Source organism: Haemophilus sputorum CCUG 13788 (assembly GCF_000238795.1).
In the GTDB taxonomy this organism is placed as follows: Bacteria; Pseudomonadota; Gammaproteobacteria; order Enterobacterales; family Pasteurellaceae; genus Haemophilus_A; species Haemophilus_A sputorum.
This window is the reverse complement of sequence record NZ_AFNK01000007.1, coordinates 202,486-218,953: the sequence shown is the minus strand read 5'-3', so window position 1 is coordinate 218,953 and position 16,468 is coordinate 202,486. Positions and strand designations below refer to the sequence as shown.

The window sequence follows — 16,468 nt, the reverse complement described above, 5'->3', positions numbered from 1 at the left end:
CACCTTTTATTGCTTAAACAAGCGGTCAAATTTAGTAAATTTTTTACAAATCGTGATAGTCTGGTAAAGGCAATGTAATTTCTACTCGTAAACCCGAATCAAATTGCTGACTTTGCTTCAATACAAGCTTTCCTCCATATTGTTGTACAATTTCATTGGCAATCGCTAGTCCCAGACCTGATCCAGTTTGTTGCGTGCCGAGAATTCGATAAAACGGATCGAGCACACGCTGACGCTCCTCTTCTGGAATACCTTCACCATCATCTTCTACCACAATCTGAATATTTGTGTCATCTTTTGTTGCCGCCAAATCAATTTGGCTTCCATTAGGCGTATAACGAATTGCGTTATCGAGTAAGGTTTTTATGAGTAAATAGAAATGCGTCGGATTGCCTTCAATTAAGATGCTTTCTGAGGTAACGACGCCAATATCTTGCGATTTCTCTAGTGCAAGCGGAAGTAAATCTTCAATGGGTTGCTTAAAGATCGTTTGCAAATCAAATTGTTCCATCGATTGCGGAGATTGATTCTGTATGCGCGCCAAAGAAAGTAGCTGCTCAAGTAAGTTGCGACTGCGTTGAATCCCTTGTTGAACTTGGGCAACTTGTTTCTGTGCATCTAATGGCAAATTTAGGGCGCTAAGCTGCTCAATTTGTAAAGAAAGTGCTGTCATAGGACTTCTTAATTCATGTGATGCATCAGCAATAAAGCGTTTTTGTTGCTGAATAAAATCATCAGTGCGTGCAAGCAGACTGTTAATTTCTAAGACAAACCCTTTAACTTCACTAGGAATTTTATCTGTCGGTAGCGGGGTTAGATCTTGCCCATGTCGTTTTTCTACTTTTCGTGAAAGGTTATCAACTGGCTTCATTGCATAACGAACAATAATGATCGTGAGTAAAATGACTAACGGAAAGAGAATCAGTAGTGGCACAATACTTTTCCAAGCATGTTCAAGAGCGACCGATTCACGATATTCATTTTCTTGGGTAATAATAATTTTACCTTCTGGCGTATTGCGTACATAAGTTCTAAAAATTGCCTCTGGAGGTGCTGAATGAGGTTGAGCTGACTTATTTTTCGGATTGAACTTATGATACTTCTTTCCTTCTTTTTTTAAGGTATGAAAACCATCTTCCATTTGCGTAGGAAAATCAGGTGGCGCATTAAGATTAGCAAGTGGATGACGTTCATAATGCACAAAAATCCGCGCATTACGATGTGGTGGCGGAGGCGATGGGATAAATGTCGAAGGTGGCTGATTAGCATTAACCAAACTAGAAAGTTGCATCAACATTTCATCTTGTTGCTCGTTTGCATCTTGATAATTTTTATAAAATGAAATGCCACCCACAACTAATGCTACAAAAGTAAACAACCCTGTAAATGCTAATGTGAGTTTAAATTGAATGGATTTTTGCATGGTTATTCCTGTTTCGCGACTAGCCAACCTACACCACGTACATTTTTGATGTGTTCTTTCCCTATTTTTTTCCGTAAGCCATGAATGAGAAAATCAATGGCATTACTTTCCACTTCATCGCCCCATGCATAAAGTTTATCTTCTAAATCTGCTCGAGAGTGAATAATGCCGGGACGAGTCATTAAGGCTTGTAAAATAGCAAATTCTTTGTTGCTCAGAGAAATCGGGTGGGGATTTTCAAGTAAGGTTACTTGATAGTTATTGGGATCAAGCGTCATGCTGCCATTAGTCAACTGTGGCATACTTTGTCCACTTTGACGGCGTAAAACTGCACGAATTCTGGCTAATAATTCAGATAAATCAAACGGTTTAATAATGTAGTCATCTGCACCACCATCTAAACCACTTAAACGGCTTTCTAAATCATCACGAGCAGTGACGATCAATACTGGAGTATTATTTTTATTTTGGCGTAAATGACGTAGAACAGTTAGTCCATCTTGTCCTGGGAGCCCTAAATCTAATAAAACTAAATCATATTGTTGGCTATTGAGCGCCGTTTCAGCTGTTCGCCCATTATTTACCCAATCAACGGCATAACGAGCATTTTTAAGCCCAAGTGAGATTGCTTCAGCAATCATTTGATCATCTTCAACTAATAAAATTCGCATAATCGGTTCAAAAAAAGAAAGGGAAGACTATCATAACGCAAATTTCTCAAATAGAAACCGCACAATGATGTGCGGTTCTCATGATTACTGCGCTGTCGCTTCAGAAGTCGCTTTATCAGCAGGTTTCTCAAATGGAGGTTGAGACATTGAATGTGGATGTTGACCTTTGTTCTGATATTCTCCTTTTCGTGAATGACCATCTTGATTTGAGTGTTTACCTTTTCTCGAATGTTCACCAAAATGAGCATGCTCGCCTTTATCATGCGACATTCCTGCCATACCATGTGGAGGCATTGGTGCATCAATTGTTTTACCGCTTTGTGCATCAATAGCCATTACAAAGGTTTGACCATCATTTGCTGTTTCAATCAGATAAAAAGATTTATCCGCCTTCCCTTTAAAGTCTGCTTCCGCGACTTTCGCATGGGTTTTGTTTTCTGCAATTTCAATCGCTTGCGCAAGTGAAATTTTGAGTTCAGTATTTTCAGCCGGAACACGTAAGTGTTTTGGTGCTTTGCTTTCTGAACCTAAAATTTCACCGCTTGTCGCATCAACATCTACAATTTGGATTTGTTGATTATCAAGAAAATCAATACGGAAATAACCTTTTCCATATTTTTCTTGAATAAAGCGAAGCGCTTTTACTTTCGCTGCGTTACCTACTTTAGCTTGTGCAGTGGAAAGTGCTTGTGAGGCACTAACCGTTGCTTTGTTCAACGCTTGTTGAGCTTCAGGTGGAATCGCGTGTGCGATATTCACCATACCCAAAGCCACTGCGCTGGCAAGTAAAGTAGAAAGGACAGTTTTTGCTGTTGTTTTCATGGTATTCTCCTTGTTGTATAGAATTCAGTCAAAGGGTCATTCCCTTTGATGAATTGCATTTTAAAGAAGAAAAATTAGCGAAAAATTAGCAAACTAAAAAATTGAACAGGATATAAAGAAAAACCGACAATATGTCGGTTTCTTTAGTTAAACAAGCGGTGTGATTTTCACGGAAATTTGCAATTTCGTTGAAAAACTGACCATTATTTTATTAGTGAATTGAGAAATAATGCATATAAATCTCTTGCCAGCTTAAACCATGATAGAAATGGTAATATGGATGAAATATTGTTTCAGTTTTATATTTTTTTATCCAAGGTTTTCTATCAGTGATATAGTGAATTATATAAGGTGATTCAATCACTAGCGGTAAAAATGTAAACTCATAGTGTGCTTGAACATTATAACGAACATCAATTCTTAGCCAGCGATTAAATAGAACAAAGTTCAGAATATCTTGATCGGCATAGAGTACATCTGGATAGTATAGTGCGATGGCAAATAGTTTACTCGTTATATTTTCTTCTCGACATTTCACTAAATCCCATAAGATTACGCCAGCATTAAAATAAGGTTTAAAATTTTCGCCGCCTTGGTAAGAAATACATGATGCTAATTCTTTGGGCGTATTTAAAATATACCAGTGAGGCGAGTTTTCACTTGATAAATTATAGTCATCAATCGCCGCAATTGGGTATTCTTTCATATCGACATGAAATAAATTGGATAATGATGCATTTACAATAATATCGCTATCTAAATAAAGCACTCGTTCTTCATGAATCAATTCTGGAATTAAGAAACGAGCATAAGTGAGTTCATTAACGTGTTTTAATTTATTAGGCAGTTGTTTTATGATTTCATTGATAGTTAATGAGTTTAGCATTATTGTTTGGTTTAAGTGCGCAATAGCTGGATTAGCCTCATTTAACCAAATAGGTGAAAGTTGATTGTTAAACTTCGCAATATTTTGCGCTTGTGTAACCAACCAATCTTCCGGAATATCAGTATGAATAATATAGATATGCACCTGAGTGTTATGGTAACAAATAGATTTTAATAACGTTTCAAGTGGTTCGAGGTAGTTTTTATCCGCACAGAGTGCAATATTGATTTTATTCATTATTTATCTTGATCGCGTAAAATTTCAGCCATTAAAGCAAAACTAATGTGGCAGTACCCATTTGGATTTTTATCAAGATAGTCTTGGTGATAGGTTTCTGCAGGGAAATATTGTGCAAGCGGTAAGTTTTCTACCATAATTGGCGATTCATAATGATTTTGTAACGAATCTAAGGCTGCTTGGATGACAGGCTGATCTTGAACATCAACATAATAAACGCCTGTACGATATTGCACGCCAACATCTTCCCCTTGTTGATTGAGGGTAGTTGGGTCAATAATTTGGAAAAAATAGTTAAGTAATTTCGGCAAGCCAATTTGAGCATCGTCATAAATAATTTTGACCACTTCAGCGTGCCCACTGCCCGCACACACTTCTTGATAGCTTGGCGCTTCAGTAGAGCCATTAGCATAACCACTTTCTACATCTAATACGCCATGCACTTTTTTAAAAAATGCTTCGGTTCCCCAAAAACAACCTGCCCCAAAATAAATTTCTTTTTGCATAATTCACCTGATGTTTGATAAAAAACTGACGGAATTTAACCGCTTGTTCAATAATAAAGAAGTATAGCATAAAGCCGAATAATCAGAGAATGGGATAGCGCGATTCATCTAGACTTAGTAAAAAATTTGTAAAATATGACCGCTTGTATTGCATGAAAACCTAGAGTAGGATTGTCGCCGTATTTCTAAATAAAACAAATTTTACTGATGAAACATAAGAAAAAATTACTTACTTTCGTAGGACTTGTCGCATTTGCTACCTATTGGTTTTATCCACCCACTTATCCGGTATATCCGAAAAGCGATCATTATGATCCTGACACACAAACTTTCTATAATGCAGAACCTCAACGGGCACCCACAGATGTTGCTAGCGCACTTTGGAAAATGACATTTAATGAAAAAGATTTCCACCCGAAACAACCATTACCAACGGTTAAACCAGATTGGGACGCATTGTTAGCACCCGCTGAACAGAGTCGGTTTATGTGGTTTGGGCATTCCACGCTGCTTATGCGGATTGGCAATCAAACTATCATCACTGATCCGCTTTTTGGAAAAAGTGCCTCTCCTGTGCCAATTATGATGCACCGCTTTCAACCACCTGTGGCAGAAATTGAAGCATTACCGCCTATAGATGTTGTGCTGCTTTCACATAGCCATTACGATCACTTAGAACAAGAAAGTATAGAAAAATTGGCGAAAACGCAAAGCCATTTTGTGGTTTCTTTAGGAATGGGTGTGATGTTACAAAAGTGGGGAGTCGATGCTGCTCGCATCACGGAATTAGACTGGTGGCAAAGCACAGAACGCAATGGCGTAAAGTACACAGCATTGCCCGCAAGACATGATTCGAGCCGTAGCCTATTTGATAAGAATAAAGCATTGTGGTCTGGTTTTTTAATTGAGCATCAGCGGGGTCAAAACGAAGAACGTTTTTACTACCATGGCGATTCCTCTCAAGGTAAACATTTTGATGAAATTGCCAGCCGTGTTGGCAAAATTGATATTGCGTTTATTGAGAATGGACAATATAACGAAAGATGGCCAGATAACCATCTTTTCCCAGAACAAACTGCGCAATTAGCTGCAAAACTACAACCAACGAGATTTATGCCGATTCATTGGGGAGCTTATCCGCTTGCTTTGCACACTTGGAATGAACCTGTGCTTAAAAGCGTGCCAATGGCAAGAGCATTAGGCGTAAACCCACTAACGCCATTATTAGGGCAAGTATTTGATGTCAATACAAAAACGGAAGATTGGTTTAGTGCATTGGAATAGCATTGGTAAATTATATAAAAAATCACCCGCTTGTTGGCGGGTGATTTCATTTTATTTGGCGTTTTTCTTTGCCCATTCTAAGAAGCGTTGCTGAGTCTCTTTATCTGCTTTGCTAAAGAGTAGTTGTAGCTCTTCTTCTTTAATATTATTGGTGCTGACAATCATTTGTCCTTTTGCTTCAATGGCTGCATTCGTAAATGCTGGAATAGCGGCTACACCTTTCCCTGCATTATATTTCGCTAAATTTTCTTCCACGCGGCTATTTGGCGCAAACCCTTCGCCTTTTAAGAAATCTTGGTTAAAGGTAATGTTTTTACCTGAAGCGGTTTTAATTTCAAAAGTTGGGGCATTTTTGAATTTTTCTGCAGCAGCTTTATTACGTAAGGTTGGTGCAACAATTTCAATGTTTTCGTTTGAACCTTGGAAGCTCAATACAATTGGATTGGTCGCATAATAGTTACCATCAACAATATCGCCAGCGGCAATCACAACTTGGTGCTGTTTTTCATCATTGATTTGTGGCGTTTGCCCCATTTTTACGCGTAAGCCATCAAAGGCAAGAATTTCTACATTACTAGATGCAGTTAAATTTCCTGCCCAAGTGGTCGAGACGGCAAATAATGCACCAATGGCTACGGCAAATTGACTTAATTTCATATAAATGTCCTCTTGTTGAGAATAAATGCAAAAAACTTGGGTCTATGCTATGCTAATTTTCAACAAATAGAAATAATTTTATTATCACACCACAGATTTTGTGGGAAAATATAGACATTTTTTACACAGAGAAACAATTTATGAGCGAAGATAATTCATCGAATTCAGTATCAGAAAAAACAGAACGAAAACCTTTTTTACAGTCGTTATTGGGCGGACTCTTTCAATCTGAACCTAAAAATCGTGAAGATTTAGTGGAAGTGATCCGTGATTCTGCAGATAACGAGTTGATTGATAGTGACACGAAAGAAATGATTGAAGGGGTGATGGAAATCTCAGAACTTCGCGTTCGAGATATTATGATTCCGCGCTCTCAAATTGTTTTTATTGATGCAAATTTACCGTTGGAAGCTTGTGTCGATCAAATTATCTATTCTGCGCATTCACGTTTTCCTGTTTTACAAGAAGAAGGTAAAGATACGATTGCGGGTATTTTATTAGCAAAAGATTTGTTGAAGTTTTTGCGTAGCGATGCAGAACCATTCGATTTGCAATCGATTCTTCGCCCAGCGGTAATTGTGCCAGAATCTAAGCGATTAGATCGTATGTTAAAAGAATTCCGTTCTGAGCGTTTTCATATGGCGATTGTCGTCGATGAGTTTGGTGCAGTGTCTGGTTTAGTGACCATTGAAGATATTCTAGAACAAATAGTTGGTGATATTGATGATGAGTTTGATGAAGAAACGGAAGAACCGATTCGTCAACTTTCTCGCCATACTTACACCGTATTAGCATTAACTGATATTGAGAAGTTTAACGAAACTTTTGCAACCAATTTTACAGATGAAGAAGTGGATACTATTGGCGGTGTTGTGACGCAAGCCTGCGGGCATTTGCCAGAGTATGGTGAGCAAATTGAACTAGAAGGTATTCAATTTAAAGTAACTTCTGCAGATAGTCGCCGTTTAGTCAGATTCCGAGTAACGGTTTCTGATGAACAATTAGAAAAAATGGAAAACAACACAGAAAACCATGATTGATTTGGTAAAAAAATCCACAAAAATCACCGCTTGTCTTGTGAGCTTTTTGCTTGGGGCAAGCGGTGTACTTGCTTATTCGCCCTTTGATTTTTGGGCAATGGCTTATGTTTCTGCAGCCGGCTTGTTAGGCTGCGTGATGATTTCGCCAAGACGCACAGCGCTTTTGGCTGTGTTTTGCTGGTCTATTGGCTATTTCAGTGTAGGGGTAAATTGGATTCATGTTAGCATGATTCAATTTGGTGGCGTGCCGGAAATGGTTAGCTACTTAGCCGTGTTGTTATTGGCCTCTTATTTGGCATTGTATAATTTACTGTTTGTCTATTTAGCTAAACGTTTTTCTCTGACAAACCCTTTGGCATTGGCCTCGCTATTTACGTTTACCGAATATTTACGCGGTGTGATGTTCACAGGTTTCCCATGGTTACAATTTGGTTATAGCCAAATTGATTCACCGTTTTTTGCAATCGCGCAGATTTTTGGTGTAGAAGGCTTAACTTTTTTTGTAATAACGGTAACGGCTTGTTTATTGCAAATAGGGCGTGTACTGATTAAACAAAAAAGAATAGATTGGCTGCAATTAGGCAGTATTGCATTTGTAGTAGTGCTTGCTTTCGGGTCAAAATCATTGACTCATTTGCAAAAAGATCCGCAAAAAGCACCGCTTGTTGTTAGCCTAGTGCAAGGTAATATTGCTCAGCAGATAAAATGGGATCCTGACTATTTTGCACAAACGGTACAAACTTATTACCGATTAGTCGCGCCCCTATTAGGTAAAAGCGACGTGGTTATTTTACCTGAATCTGCCATTCCGGCTTTAGAATCGGATATTCAACCGATTATGCAGAGTTTTGATGCTGCAGGCAGTGAAAAAAATAGCGAGATTATTATCGGCACTTTATATCAAGATGCTAATCAAGAGATGTTTAATAGCGCATTAGTGCTTGGGAATAAGCAAGGTGCGTATCAAATGTTTGAAAGCACGAGATACAAAAAACATCACTTAGTGCCATTTGGCGAATATGTGCCTTTTGGATCTTTGCTAGATTGGATGCGAGAAGTATTTATCTTACCAATTAATTTATCTCAAGGTGAATATGTTCAGCCCGCTATGCTAGCAAAGAATTATCGTTTTAATATGGCGATCTGTTATGAGATTATTTTCGGTGATCAGGTACAGAAAAATCAACTTTCGCAGCAATCTGATTATCTATTAACAATTACTAACGATGCATGGTTTGGTGCATCTATTGGGCCATGGCAACATTTTCAGATGGCAAGAATGCGGGCGCTAGAATTAGGTAAACCGCTACTTCGTGCGGCTAATACGGGTATTACTGCTTGGGTAGATGAGCAAGGTAAAGTTATTTCTCAATTACCACAATTTGAAGAAGGGGTATTAACTGAGTCAGTTTCAGCGGTAATAGGAGAAACATTATTTAGCCGTTATGGTAATATGCCACTTTATTTAATCAGTTTATTTTTATTGGCTTTAGCCTTAGTAAAACAACGATCCAGTAAGGGATCTCAATAAAAAATTATAAATTTTCAAACATTTTTTTACTGCTGTTGTGAACTTTTCTTGTAACCAACACACTAACGAGGTGTAAGATGAATGGAACACATAAGCGTCAATTTAGGAGAGCGCAAATTCATGAGTGAGCAGGTAACCGATCAAGAATTGGTTGAACGAGCACAAAAAGGTGATAAAAAGGCATTTAATTTACTCGTTGTTCGCTATCAAAATAGAGTAGCAGGATTGCTAACTCGTTATGTCGCACGCGATGATATTCCTGATATTGTTCAAGAGTCTTTTATTAAGGCTTATCGTTCATTAGACTCTTTCCGAGGGGAAAGTGCATTTTATACATGGCTTTATCGTATTGCCGTGAATACCGCAAAAAACCATTTAACCTCTTTAGGGCGTCGCCCGCCAAGAGAAGATATTTTGGCGGAAGATGCTGAAAGTTATGAGGTTGGCACACAGCTTCGTGAAGCAGATACACCTGAGAATTTGGTGTTATCGGATGAATTAAAGCGTGTCGTATTTGAAACCATCGAAAGTTTACCTGAAGAACTAAAACGCGCGATTACCTTACGCGAATTAGAAGGGTTAAGCTATGAGGAAATTGCAGAAGAAATGCAATGTCCGGTGGGTACAGTTCGTTCTCGAATTTTTAGAGCAAGAGAGGCGATTGATGCAAAAGTCAATCCGCTTATTAATCAAGGTTAAGTGCTGCATTAAGCCAGCAAAAATTGAAAGTAAATTTGGAGTTATTTATGCAACAAAATGAACGCCTTTCGGCTTATATGGATGGAGAAGAAACTGGTTTTGCACAAGAACTTGTTAAATCTTCAGACTTACAGCAAAAATGGGCAAGCTATCATGCAATTCGCAATGTAATGCAAGGCGAAGAGATGATTTTAGGTGCAGATTTCTCAGAAAAAATGGCTGCTTTAATTGAAGAAGAAACGATTGAAGCGAAACCAAGAGGTTTATTGGTTAAATTAAAACGTTGGAGTGTGCCACTGATGCAAGCTGGTATTGCAGCTTCGGTTTGTTTAGTTGCTGTATTTGGCGTGAATTATGTTAATCAACAAAATGAAATGGCAAATGCTACTCCAGCATTAGTAACTGAACCATTTAGTAATGGTGTTGAAGCAGTAAGTTATAATGCACCAGCAAAAGACTTAGCAACGCCAGAAAAATTAGCGCAACAAGAACAACGCGTTCAAATGATAATGAATAATCAATCAATTGAACCAACTCGTACTGCACAACATGCTGAATTAAGTAATGAGGAAAAGGCGAAAGCTCAAACCTCCGCAAATCAACCTGTTGAACAACCGCAAAAATAAACGAGAAAGATTATATATGTTTAAAAGCTACTCTATTGAGTAGCTTTTTTTATGGATATTTTCGGTTATTAGCGAAATATTCTGGAAAGTTTGGTAAAATTAACCAATTTTTTGAATGGATTTAGCCATCAAGGAGTAAGCGGATGTTAGTCGAGATAGCCACAGTTGTGCATTATGAAAATGGCATTGCGCAAGTTCAATGTTCTGCTAAAAGTGCTTGTGGTAGCTGTGCTGCACAAAAAGGTTGTGGAACAAAAGCGTTATCTGCTCTTGCTGGTGAAAAAACTGCCCCTCAATTTGAATTAACCGTAAATGAGCCATTAAAACCTGGTGATCGTATCGAGCTAGGTTTGTCGGAAACGACGTTGCTTAATGGCGTTATGTGGATTTATGGTGTGCCTCTGCTGGTGTTAATTCTCTCTGCAATAATTTTTTCTGCTGTATTTAAGAATGAGCTAGCAGTTGCAAGTTGTATGTTAATTTCGACCGTTTGCGCTTTCTGGGGCGTTAAAAAAAGAATAAATCATAAACAGCAGGCAAACATTACGCCTGTTTTTTTAGGAAAAGTGTCTTAGGAGCACAGTAATGGATAAAATTTGGTTTGATAATTATCCGCCGGGCGCGGAAAAAACTATTGATGTAAACCAATATGAATCGTTAGTTGAGTTATTTGAGCAGGCAGTTCGTCGCCACCCAGATATTCCAGCATATATCAATATGGGAAAAGTTTTAACTTTTCGTAAATTAGAAGAGCGTAGTCGAGCATTTGCGGCTTATTTACAAAATGAATTACGTTTAGAAAAAGGCGATCGTATCGCCTTAATGATGCCGAATTTATTGCAATATCCGATAGCCTTATTTGGCGCATTACGTGCAGGTTTAGTTGTGGTAAATGTTAATCCACTTTATACGCCACGTGAATTAGCTCATCAACTTAACGACAGTGGTGCAAAAGCCATTGTAATCATTTCTAACTTCGCTGCGACACTAGAAAAAGTCGTGTTTGAAACAGGTATTCAGCACGTTATTTTAACTCGTATGGGTGACCAACTTTCTTTCGGTAAACGCACTCTAGTTAATTTTGTCGTAAAATATATCAAAAAATTAGTACCGAAATATAAACTTCCACACGCAGTAAGCTTTCGTGAGGCATTAAGTATTGGTAAACAACGCCAATATGTTAAACCTCAACTACAATCAAGTGATCTCGCTTTCTTACAATATACTGGCGGTACAACAGGCGTTGCAAAAGGTGCAATGCTAAGCCATGCCAACATTGTCGCTAACATTGCTCAAGCTAAATGGGTAGGAGAACCATTACTTAGAGGCGTAAAAGATGGCGTCGCGGTGATTCCACTGCCTTTGTATCATATTTTTGCTTTAACAATTAACTGCCTATTATTTATTGAGTTAGGTATTACGGGCTTATTGATTACCAACCCGCGCGATATTCCAAGTTTTATTAAAGAGCTGAAAAGATACCGTTGTGTGGCGATTACAGGTGTAAATACGCTATTTAACGCGCTATTAAATAATGAACATTTTAAAGAAGTGGATTTTTCATCTCTTCGATTAAGCGTAGGTGGTGGTGCCTCTATTCAAAGTGCCGTAGCAAAACGTTGGTTTGATACAACGGGTTCTCATATTATTGAAGGATATGGAATGACAGAATGTTCGCCAATCATTGCAGCTGCGAGAAATGATGCAACTGAGCATAATGGCTCAATTGGTGTGCCAGTGCCGAATACGGATATTCGTATTGTGGATGAACAAGGTAATGATGTGCCGTTAGGCGAGCGTGGCGAATTGTGGGTTAAAGGCCCGCAAGTGATGCAAGGCTATTGGAACCGACCAGAAGATAGTGCCGAAGTGTTAACTGATGGTTGGATGGCAACCGGTGATATTGTTGTGATGGGTGAAGATCTGAATTTACGTATTGTCGATCGTAAAAAGGATATGATTATTGTCTCTGGCTTTAATGTTTATCCGAACGAAATTGAAGATGTGGTTGCGCATAATCCGAAAGTGGGTGAAGTGGTAGCGATTGGTGTGCCGCATCCTGTTTCTGGCGAAACGGTTAAGATTTTCGTGACTAAAAAAGATGAAAGTTTAACCCGAGAAGAATTACGTAATTATTGTCGTCAATATTTAACGGGTTATAAAATTCCGAAAGATATTGAATTTAGAGATGAATTACCAAAAACTAACGTAGGTAAAATTTTACGCCGAGTTTTACGTGATGAAGAGATCGCAAAACTCAATTCAACCAAATAAAAGGAGTCAAATATGAAAATTGTTGAGGTAAAACACCCGCTTGTTCAACATAAATTAGGGTTAATGCGTGCAGCAGACATTAGCACTAAAGATTTCCGTGAATTAGCGACAGAAGTAGGTAGCTTGTTAACTTATGAAGCAACTAAAGATTTGGAAACCGAATTAGTAGAAATTGATGGTTGGTGTGGCAAGGTTGCGGTGAATCGTATCAAAGGCAAAAAAGTGACTGTGGTACCAATTTTACGTGCAGGTCTTGGAATGATGGATGGGGTGTTAGAGCATATTCCAAGCGCGCGTATTAGCGTAGTGGGTATCTACCGTGATGAAGAAACTTTGCAACCAGTTCCATATTTCAAAAAATTAGCTAACGATGTGGAAGAGCGTTTAGCCATTATCGTAGATCCGATGTTAGCAACTGGCGGTTCGATGATTGCTACTATTGATTTGCTTAAAGATGCAGGTTGTAAGCATATTAAAGTATTGGTGTTAGTGGCAGCGCCTGAAGGGATTGAAGCATTAAAAAATTCACATCCAGATATTGAGCTTTATACCGCATCAATCGATAGCCACTTAAATGAACACGGCTATATTGTTCCTGGTTTAGGTGATGCAGGCGATAAAATCTTCGGAACAAAATAATTCTTCCTGATAGCAAGCGGTCAGATTTTGTGATGAATTTGCAAAAAATTCGGCATAGTAGACAAAATAGTTGCTAAAAAGTGGCTTAAAGCCTTATAGTACAAGGCTTTAAGCCCTATTTTTGAAATATGAACAAAAAACTGTCCATTTTGCCAAAGTGCAAGAATAAAGAAACATGGTAAGCAAAATAATGCCCAACGTTATTTTTGTAATCAATGCCATAAAACATTTATCCTAAAAAACAAATTAGATCCTATTAAAATTTGGGCTGATTACACCTCTGGAAAACAAACCTATCAACAGCTCGCGATAAAATATCAGTGTTCAGTTAGAACCATACGACGATATATTGATAAAGCCCCTAAAACATCTTTAAATCAGCCTAAAAATCGATACCTTAATATCATTATGGATACGACCTTTTTTCATCGTTATTCTGGTGTTTTAGTGATGATGGATTCAAAAACAGATAAAGTCGTTTCATATCATTTTGTAAGGACGGAAAAAGATATCTACTATAAACTTGCATTAAATAGATTAAGAGAAAAAGGCTATATAATTCAATCAATTACTTGTGATGGTAGGCGAGGTCTAATGAAAGAGCTATTTAATACTCCTGTGCAGATGTGTCAGTTTCATATGGTCTCGATTGTGATGCGAAAATTAAGGAAAAAACATCAGTCACAAGCGGGTAAAGAATTGAAAATAATTGCGAAATCATTGGTAAAAAGTTCAAAAAATGACTTTTATCGTCGTTTATATGCTTGGTTTATAAAGCATGAGGATTTTTTAAAAGAAAGAAGTGATAAAGGAAATGAAAAAGGCTATTTTCCTTATAAACATAGAAATGTAAGAGGGGCTTATGCCAGTTTGAAGTATTATATGAATTATTTATTTACCTTTGAAAAGCATACTGAAATGAATATAGAAAATACAACAAATAGGCTAGAGGGATTATTTAAATATCTAAAGCGTCAATTAAATAATCATAATGGATTAACGAAAAAACGTAAAGTTATGTTTATAAAGGATTTTTTAAATAAAAAGAGTTGCTAATATTTTAAAAAATAAACATTAGCAACTGTTTTGTCCACATGGCATAGATTTTGACGGATTAGCAACTATTTTGTCTACTATGCCAAAAATTCTAAAAATCTGACCGCTTGTGAAATATCATCTCAGTTTTCAAGCTTTTTCCAATTCTGCCATTGCTTTACAATCTGCGGCTTGATGATCATCTTCGGTAATTAAACTTTGTAGGAAATGTTTAATTTCGGTCAGTTCGGCAATTTTTTCCTCAACCGAAACCAAACGCTTCGCCAACATGCTATCCACTTCGCAATGTTGAGACTGCTGAGTTTTCAATGCATTAAAATACTTAATTTCGGCCAAACTAAAATCTAACGTTCGGCAGGTTTTAATAAATTTTAATTGCTTCAAACTGGCTTCATCATAATCTCGATAACCATTTGCCAGCCGTTTAGGCTCCGGCATTAAACCCATTTTTTCATAATAACGAATGGTTTCTAAATGAATACCGCTTTGTTTGCTGAGTTCGTGAATCTTCATTTTTTTAAAATCAAGCCTTGACCTTGTAGTTCCTACGGACTTTATACTTTACCTCAAGTTAATTAAAAACACAATGAGGAGCATTATGTCCGACCACCGTTCCCATGAACATCATGACCATTCATCTCATGAACATATTCCACAAGATAAAAAAATCTTAGCGCTCAGTTTTGCCATCATTACCGGCTTTATGGTTGCCGAATTTGTTGGCGGCTATTGGTTTAACAGTTTGGCACTCATGGCTGATGCGGGACACATGGCAAATGATAGCTTATCGTTATTTTTAGCCTTGTTAGCGTTGTTTCTATCCGCTCAAAAACAACGATACATTGCCCTACTTAATAGCGGCTCATTGATTGTTGTGGCATTGATGATTTTAGTTGAAGCGATTCAACGCTGGCAAAATCCCATCGAGATGATAGCATTACCGATGCTTGGGGTGGCATCTTTAGGATTATTGGTAAATCTTCTCGTTGCAAAGATGATGTTGAACAGTGATCATGATAATCTCAATATCAAAGCGGCTTATCTGCATGTACTAACCGATTTATTTGGCTCCATTATTGCCATTCTTTCGGGACTAAGCGCCTATTTTATGGGATGGTTATGGGTTGATTCACTAGCAAGTATGATATTAAGTATTCTGGTATTAAAAAGCGGGATTGGTACATTCCGTTTAGCATTAAAAAATAAGGTGGGATAACCCCACCTTAGATTGATAGATGATTATTTGGCTTCAAAAACCAAAATCGTATCTCAGTTTTGCATTTTCATATTCCGTTTACTATCTGTAATCCCTCGACCAAGACTTTGCCTACATTTAAAAACTTATGTAACTAAGGTTGCTAAAATGATTTGTTCTGGTGCCACCTTAACCCAAACTGCTTGTCCTACTTGCCAAAATGAGCCGTTTTTTAAGCTTGCACAAAGTATTGTGTCACTGCCTTCTGGCTTGAGCAATACCTCTTCTGGCGAAATAGAAATAATCGTAGCAGGGAACTGATTAGCAATATTTTCTTCAGCTTTATCCTGAATGTTTAACCATGGGGCTTTAAACATAGCGACGACTTCTTTGCCTAAAGATAGGCCTAAACGTTCTGCACTACGCGAGGTAATAGACACTTGTAATGGGTGAGAGAGTTCAGCAATAGAAACTTCTACCAAACAATAGTTGGCTTTTAACGCTAGTTTACTCACTTTACCCACAAATTGATTACGAGCACTACTTTGCAGAGAGAATTTATTCGTGGCAGCAAGCAAGCTATCAAGTGGAATAGATTCATCTTGTAGAATTTCAAAAGCATGCGCCTGCGTTTTTTCAAGTAAATCATAGAGTTGTAACAGGCGTTTTGCGTAGGGAGTTAATGACGTCCCACCCCCATTTTTCCCACCAATATTTCTTTCTAACAGTGGTTTTGGGCTAATGTTATTCATGGCTTCTAGATGATCCCATGCGCTTTTATAACTCACTTGAGCATTCTTTGCTGCTTGGTTAATTGAACCACAAGCCTGAATTTCTTTAAGCAATCGAATGCGTTTGGGGTCAATAAAGAGCGCATTCTGCAATTTTATGGTAAGTAGGATTTCTGCTAAGGTCGTCATAG

17 protein-coding genes and 1 pseudogene are annotated in these 16,468 nt (G+C 37.8%); 10 read left to right on the top strand and 8 right to left on the bottom strand.

What is annotated here, in order from left to right:
- Positions 1-43: 43 nt before the first annotated feature.
- The 5 genes from HSP_RS0103025 to msrA form a co-directional block, all read right to left on the bottom strand.
- Positions 44-1,423: an ATP-binding protein gene (locus tag HSP_RS0103025; RefSeq protein ID WP_010128372.1), complete on the bottom strand. Its 1,380-nt coding sequence runs from the start codon at positions 1,421-1,423 to the stop codon at positions 44-46.
- Positions 1,424-1,425: 2 nt separating this feature from the next.
- Entirely contained in the window at positions 1,426-2,094 is a 669-nt protein-coding gene (locus tag HSP_RS0103020) for a response regulator (RefSeq protein WP_007524863.1), read from the bottom strand.
- Between the two features lie 84 nt (positions 2,095-2,178).
- Positions 2,179-2,916, bottom strand: coding sequence for a PepSY domain-containing protein (locus HSP_RS0103015; protein ID WP_007524737.1), 738 nt, complete (start codon positions 2,914-2,916; stop codon positions 2,179-2,181).
- Between the two features lie 211 nt (positions 2,917-3,127).
- Positions 3,128-4,039, bottom strand: coding sequence for a glycosyltransferase family 8 protein (locus tag HSP_RS0103010; protein WP_007524242.1), 912 nt, complete (start codon positions 4,037-4,039; stop codon positions 3,128-3,130).
- Positions 4,039-4,545: a peptide-methionine (S)-S-oxide reductase MsrA gene (msrA, locus tag HSP_RS0103005; RefSeq protein ID WP_007525436.1), complete on the bottom strand. Its 507-nt coding sequence runs from the start codon at positions 4,543-4,545 to the stop codon at positions 4,039-4,041. The genes HSP_RS0103010 and msrA overlap by 1 nt, the downstream gene beginning before the upstream one ends.
- A gap of 207 nt (positions 4,546-4,752) precedes the next feature.
- On the opposite strand from msrA, the gene HSP_RS0103000 reads away from it, so the two are divergent.
- Positions 4,753-5,829: an MBL fold metallo-hydrolase gene (locus HSP_RS0103000; protein ID WP_007525299.1), complete on the top strand. Its 1,077-nt coding sequence runs from the start codon at positions 4,753-4,755 to the stop codon at positions 5,827-5,829.
- Positions 5,830-5,880: 51 nt separating this feature from the next.
- Here the strand turns inward: HSP_RS0103000 and HSP_RS0102995 are convergent, their stop codons facing one another.
- Positions 5,881-6,486 (bottom strand): DUF2057 family protein, encoded by a 606-nt coding sequence (locus tag HSP_RS0102995; protein WP_007524923.1) that lies wholly within the window; start codon positions 6,484-6,486, stop codon positions 5,881-5,883.
- A 140-nt stretch (positions 6,487-6,626) separates the two neighbouring features.
- Here HSP_RS0102995 and corC point away from each other — a divergent pair, with 140 nt between their 5' ends.
- The 8 genes and pseudogenes from corC to HSP_RS0102955 all read left to right on the top strand — a co-directional run.
- Positions 6,627-7,526 carry a CNNM family magnesium/cobalt transport protein CorC gene (gene corC / locus HSP_RS0102990; protein WP_007525165.1) on the top strand — a complete coding sequence of 300 codons (900 nt, stop codon included), beginning with the start codon at positions 6,627-6,629 and terminating at the stop codon, positions 7,524-7,526.
- Positions 7,522-9,057, top strand: coding sequence for an apolipoprotein N-acyltransferase (lnt, locus tag HSP_RS0102985; RefSeq protein ID WP_029495031.1), 1,536 nt, complete (start codon positions 7,522-7,524; stop codon positions 9,055-9,057). Before corC ends, lnt begins: the two co-directional genes overlap by 5 nt.
- 120 nt (positions 9,058-9,177) lie before the next feature.
- On the top strand, positions 9,178-9,756 hold the full coding sequence (gene rpoE, locus HSP_RS0102980; RefSeq protein WP_007524522.1) for an RNA polymerase sigma factor RpoE: 579 nt from the start codon (positions 9,178-9,180) through the stop codon (positions 9,754-9,756).
- Positions 9,757-9,803: 47 nt separating this feature from the next.
- Complete coding sequence (locus HSP_RS0102975) at positions 9,804-10,382, top strand: sigma-E factor negative regulatory protein (protein ID WP_007524595.1); 579 nt, start codon at positions 9,804-9,806, stop codon at positions 10,380-10,382.
- A 143-nt stretch (positions 10,383-10,525) separates the two neighbouring features.
- Positions 10,526-10,957: a SoxR reducing system RseC family protein gene (locus HSP_RS0102970; RefSeq protein ID WP_007524005.1), complete on the top strand. Its 432-nt coding sequence runs from the start codon at positions 10,526-10,528 to the stop codon at positions 10,955-10,957.
- Positions 10,958-10,967: 10 nt separating this feature from the next.
- A complete protein-coding gene (gene fadD / locus HSP_RS0102965; RefSeq protein ID WP_007524367.1) occupies positions 10,968-12,656 on the top strand; it encodes a long-chain-fatty-acid--CoA ligase FadD in 1,689 nt (562 codons plus the stop codon).
- Between the two features lie 12 nt (positions 12,657-12,668).
- Positions 12,669-13,295: a uracil phosphoribosyltransferase gene (upp, locus tag HSP_RS0102960; protein WP_007524132.1), complete on the top strand. Its 627-nt coding sequence runs from the start codon at positions 12,669-12,671 to the stop codon at positions 13,293-13,295.
- 150 nt (positions 13,296-13,445) lie between these two features.
- A pseudogene (locus tag HSP_RS0102955) lies at positions 13,446-14,351 on the top strand (IS256 family transposase, variant Zn-binding type); the annotation flags it as partial.
- 129 nt (positions 14,352-14,480) lie between these two features.
- On the opposite strand, the gene HSP_RS0102950 reads toward HSP_RS0102955, so the two are convergent.
- Positions 14,481-14,864 carry a MerR family transcriptional regulator gene (locus HSP_RS0102950; RefSeq protein ID WP_007524922.1) on the bottom strand — a complete coding sequence of 128 codons (384 nt, stop codon included), beginning with the start codon at positions 14,862-14,864 and terminating at the stop codon, positions 14,481-14,483.
- 85 nt (positions 14,865-14,949) lie between these two features.
- Between HSP_RS0102950 and HSP_RS0102945 the strand changes: the two genes are divergently transcribed.
- Positions 14,950-15,567, top strand: a complete 618-nt coding sequence (locus HSP_RS0102945; RefSeq protein ID WP_007524750.1) for a cation diffusion facilitator family transporter — start codon at positions 14,950-14,952, stop codon at positions 15,565-15,567.
- Positions 15,568-15,692: 125 nt separating this feature from the next.
- On the opposite strand, the gene HSP_RS0102940 is transcribed toward HSP_RS0102945, so the two are convergent.
- Positions 15,693-16,466, bottom strand: coding sequence for a TOBE domain-containing protein (locus HSP_RS0102940; protein WP_007525248.1), 774 nt, complete (start codon positions 16,464-16,466; stop codon positions 15,693-15,695).
- Between the last annotated feature and the right edge of the window lie 2 nt (positions 16,467-16,468).

Coding starts and splice junctions, on each gene's coding strand:
- HSP_RS0103025 (WP_010128372.1), bottom strand. CDS start 1,423: ATGCAAAAATCCATTCAATTTAAACTCACATTAGCATTTACAGGGTTG.
- HSP_RS0103020 (WP_007524863.1), bottom strand. CDS start 2,094: ATGCGAATTTTATTAGTTGAAGATGATCAAATGATTGCTGAAGCAATC.
- HSP_RS0103015 (WP_007524737.1), bottom strand. CDS start 2,916: ATGAAAACAACAGCAAAAACTGTCCTTTCTACTTTACTTGCCAGCGCA.
- HSP_RS0103010 (WP_007524242.1), bottom strand. CDS start 4,039: ATGAATAAAATCAATATTGCACTCTGTGCGGATAAAAACTACCTCGAA.
- msrA (WP_007525436.1), bottom strand. CDS start 4,545: ATGCAAAAAGAAATTTATTTTGGGGCAGGTTGTTTTTGGGGAACCGAA.
- HSP_RS0103000 (WP_007525299.1), top strand. CDS start 4,753: ATGAAACATAAGAAAAAATTACTTACTTTCGTAGGACTTGTCGCATTT.
- HSP_RS0102995 (WP_007524923.1), bottom strand. CDS start 6,486: ATGAAATTAAGTCAATTTGCCGTAGCCATTGGTGCATTATTTGCCGTC.
- corC (WP_007525165.1), top strand. CDS start 6,627: ATGAGCGAAGATAATTCATCGAATTCAGTATCAGAAAAAACAGAACGA.
- rpoE (WP_007524522.1), top strand. CDS start 9,178: ATGAGTGAGCAGGTAACCGATCAAGAATTGGTTGAACGAGCACAAAAA.
- HSP_RS0102975 (WP_007524595.1), top strand. CDS start 9,804: ATGCAACAAAATGAACGCCTTTCGGCTTATATGGATGGAGAAGAAACT.
- HSP_RS0102970 (WP_007524005.1), top strand. CDS start 10,526: ATGTTAGTCGAGATAGCCACAGTTGTGCATTATGAAAATGGCATTGCG.
- fadD (WP_007524367.1), top strand. CDS start 10,968: ATGGATAAAATTTGGTTTGATAATTATCCGCCGGGCGCGGAAAAAACT.
- upp (WP_007524132.1), top strand. CDS start 12,669: ATGAAAATTGTTGAGGTAAAACACCCGCTTGTTCAACATAAATTAGGG.
- HSP_RS0102950 (WP_007524922.1), bottom strand. CDS start 14,864: ATGAAGATTCACGAACTCAGCAAACAAAGCGGTATTCATTTAGAAACC.
- HSP_RS0102945 (WP_007524750.1), top strand. CDS start 14,950: ATGTCCGACCACCGTTCCCATGAACATCATGACCATTCATCTCATGAA.
- HSP_RS0102940 (WP_007525248.1), bottom strand. CDS start 16,466: ATGACGACCTTAGCAGAAATCCTACTTACCATAAAATTGCAGAATGCG.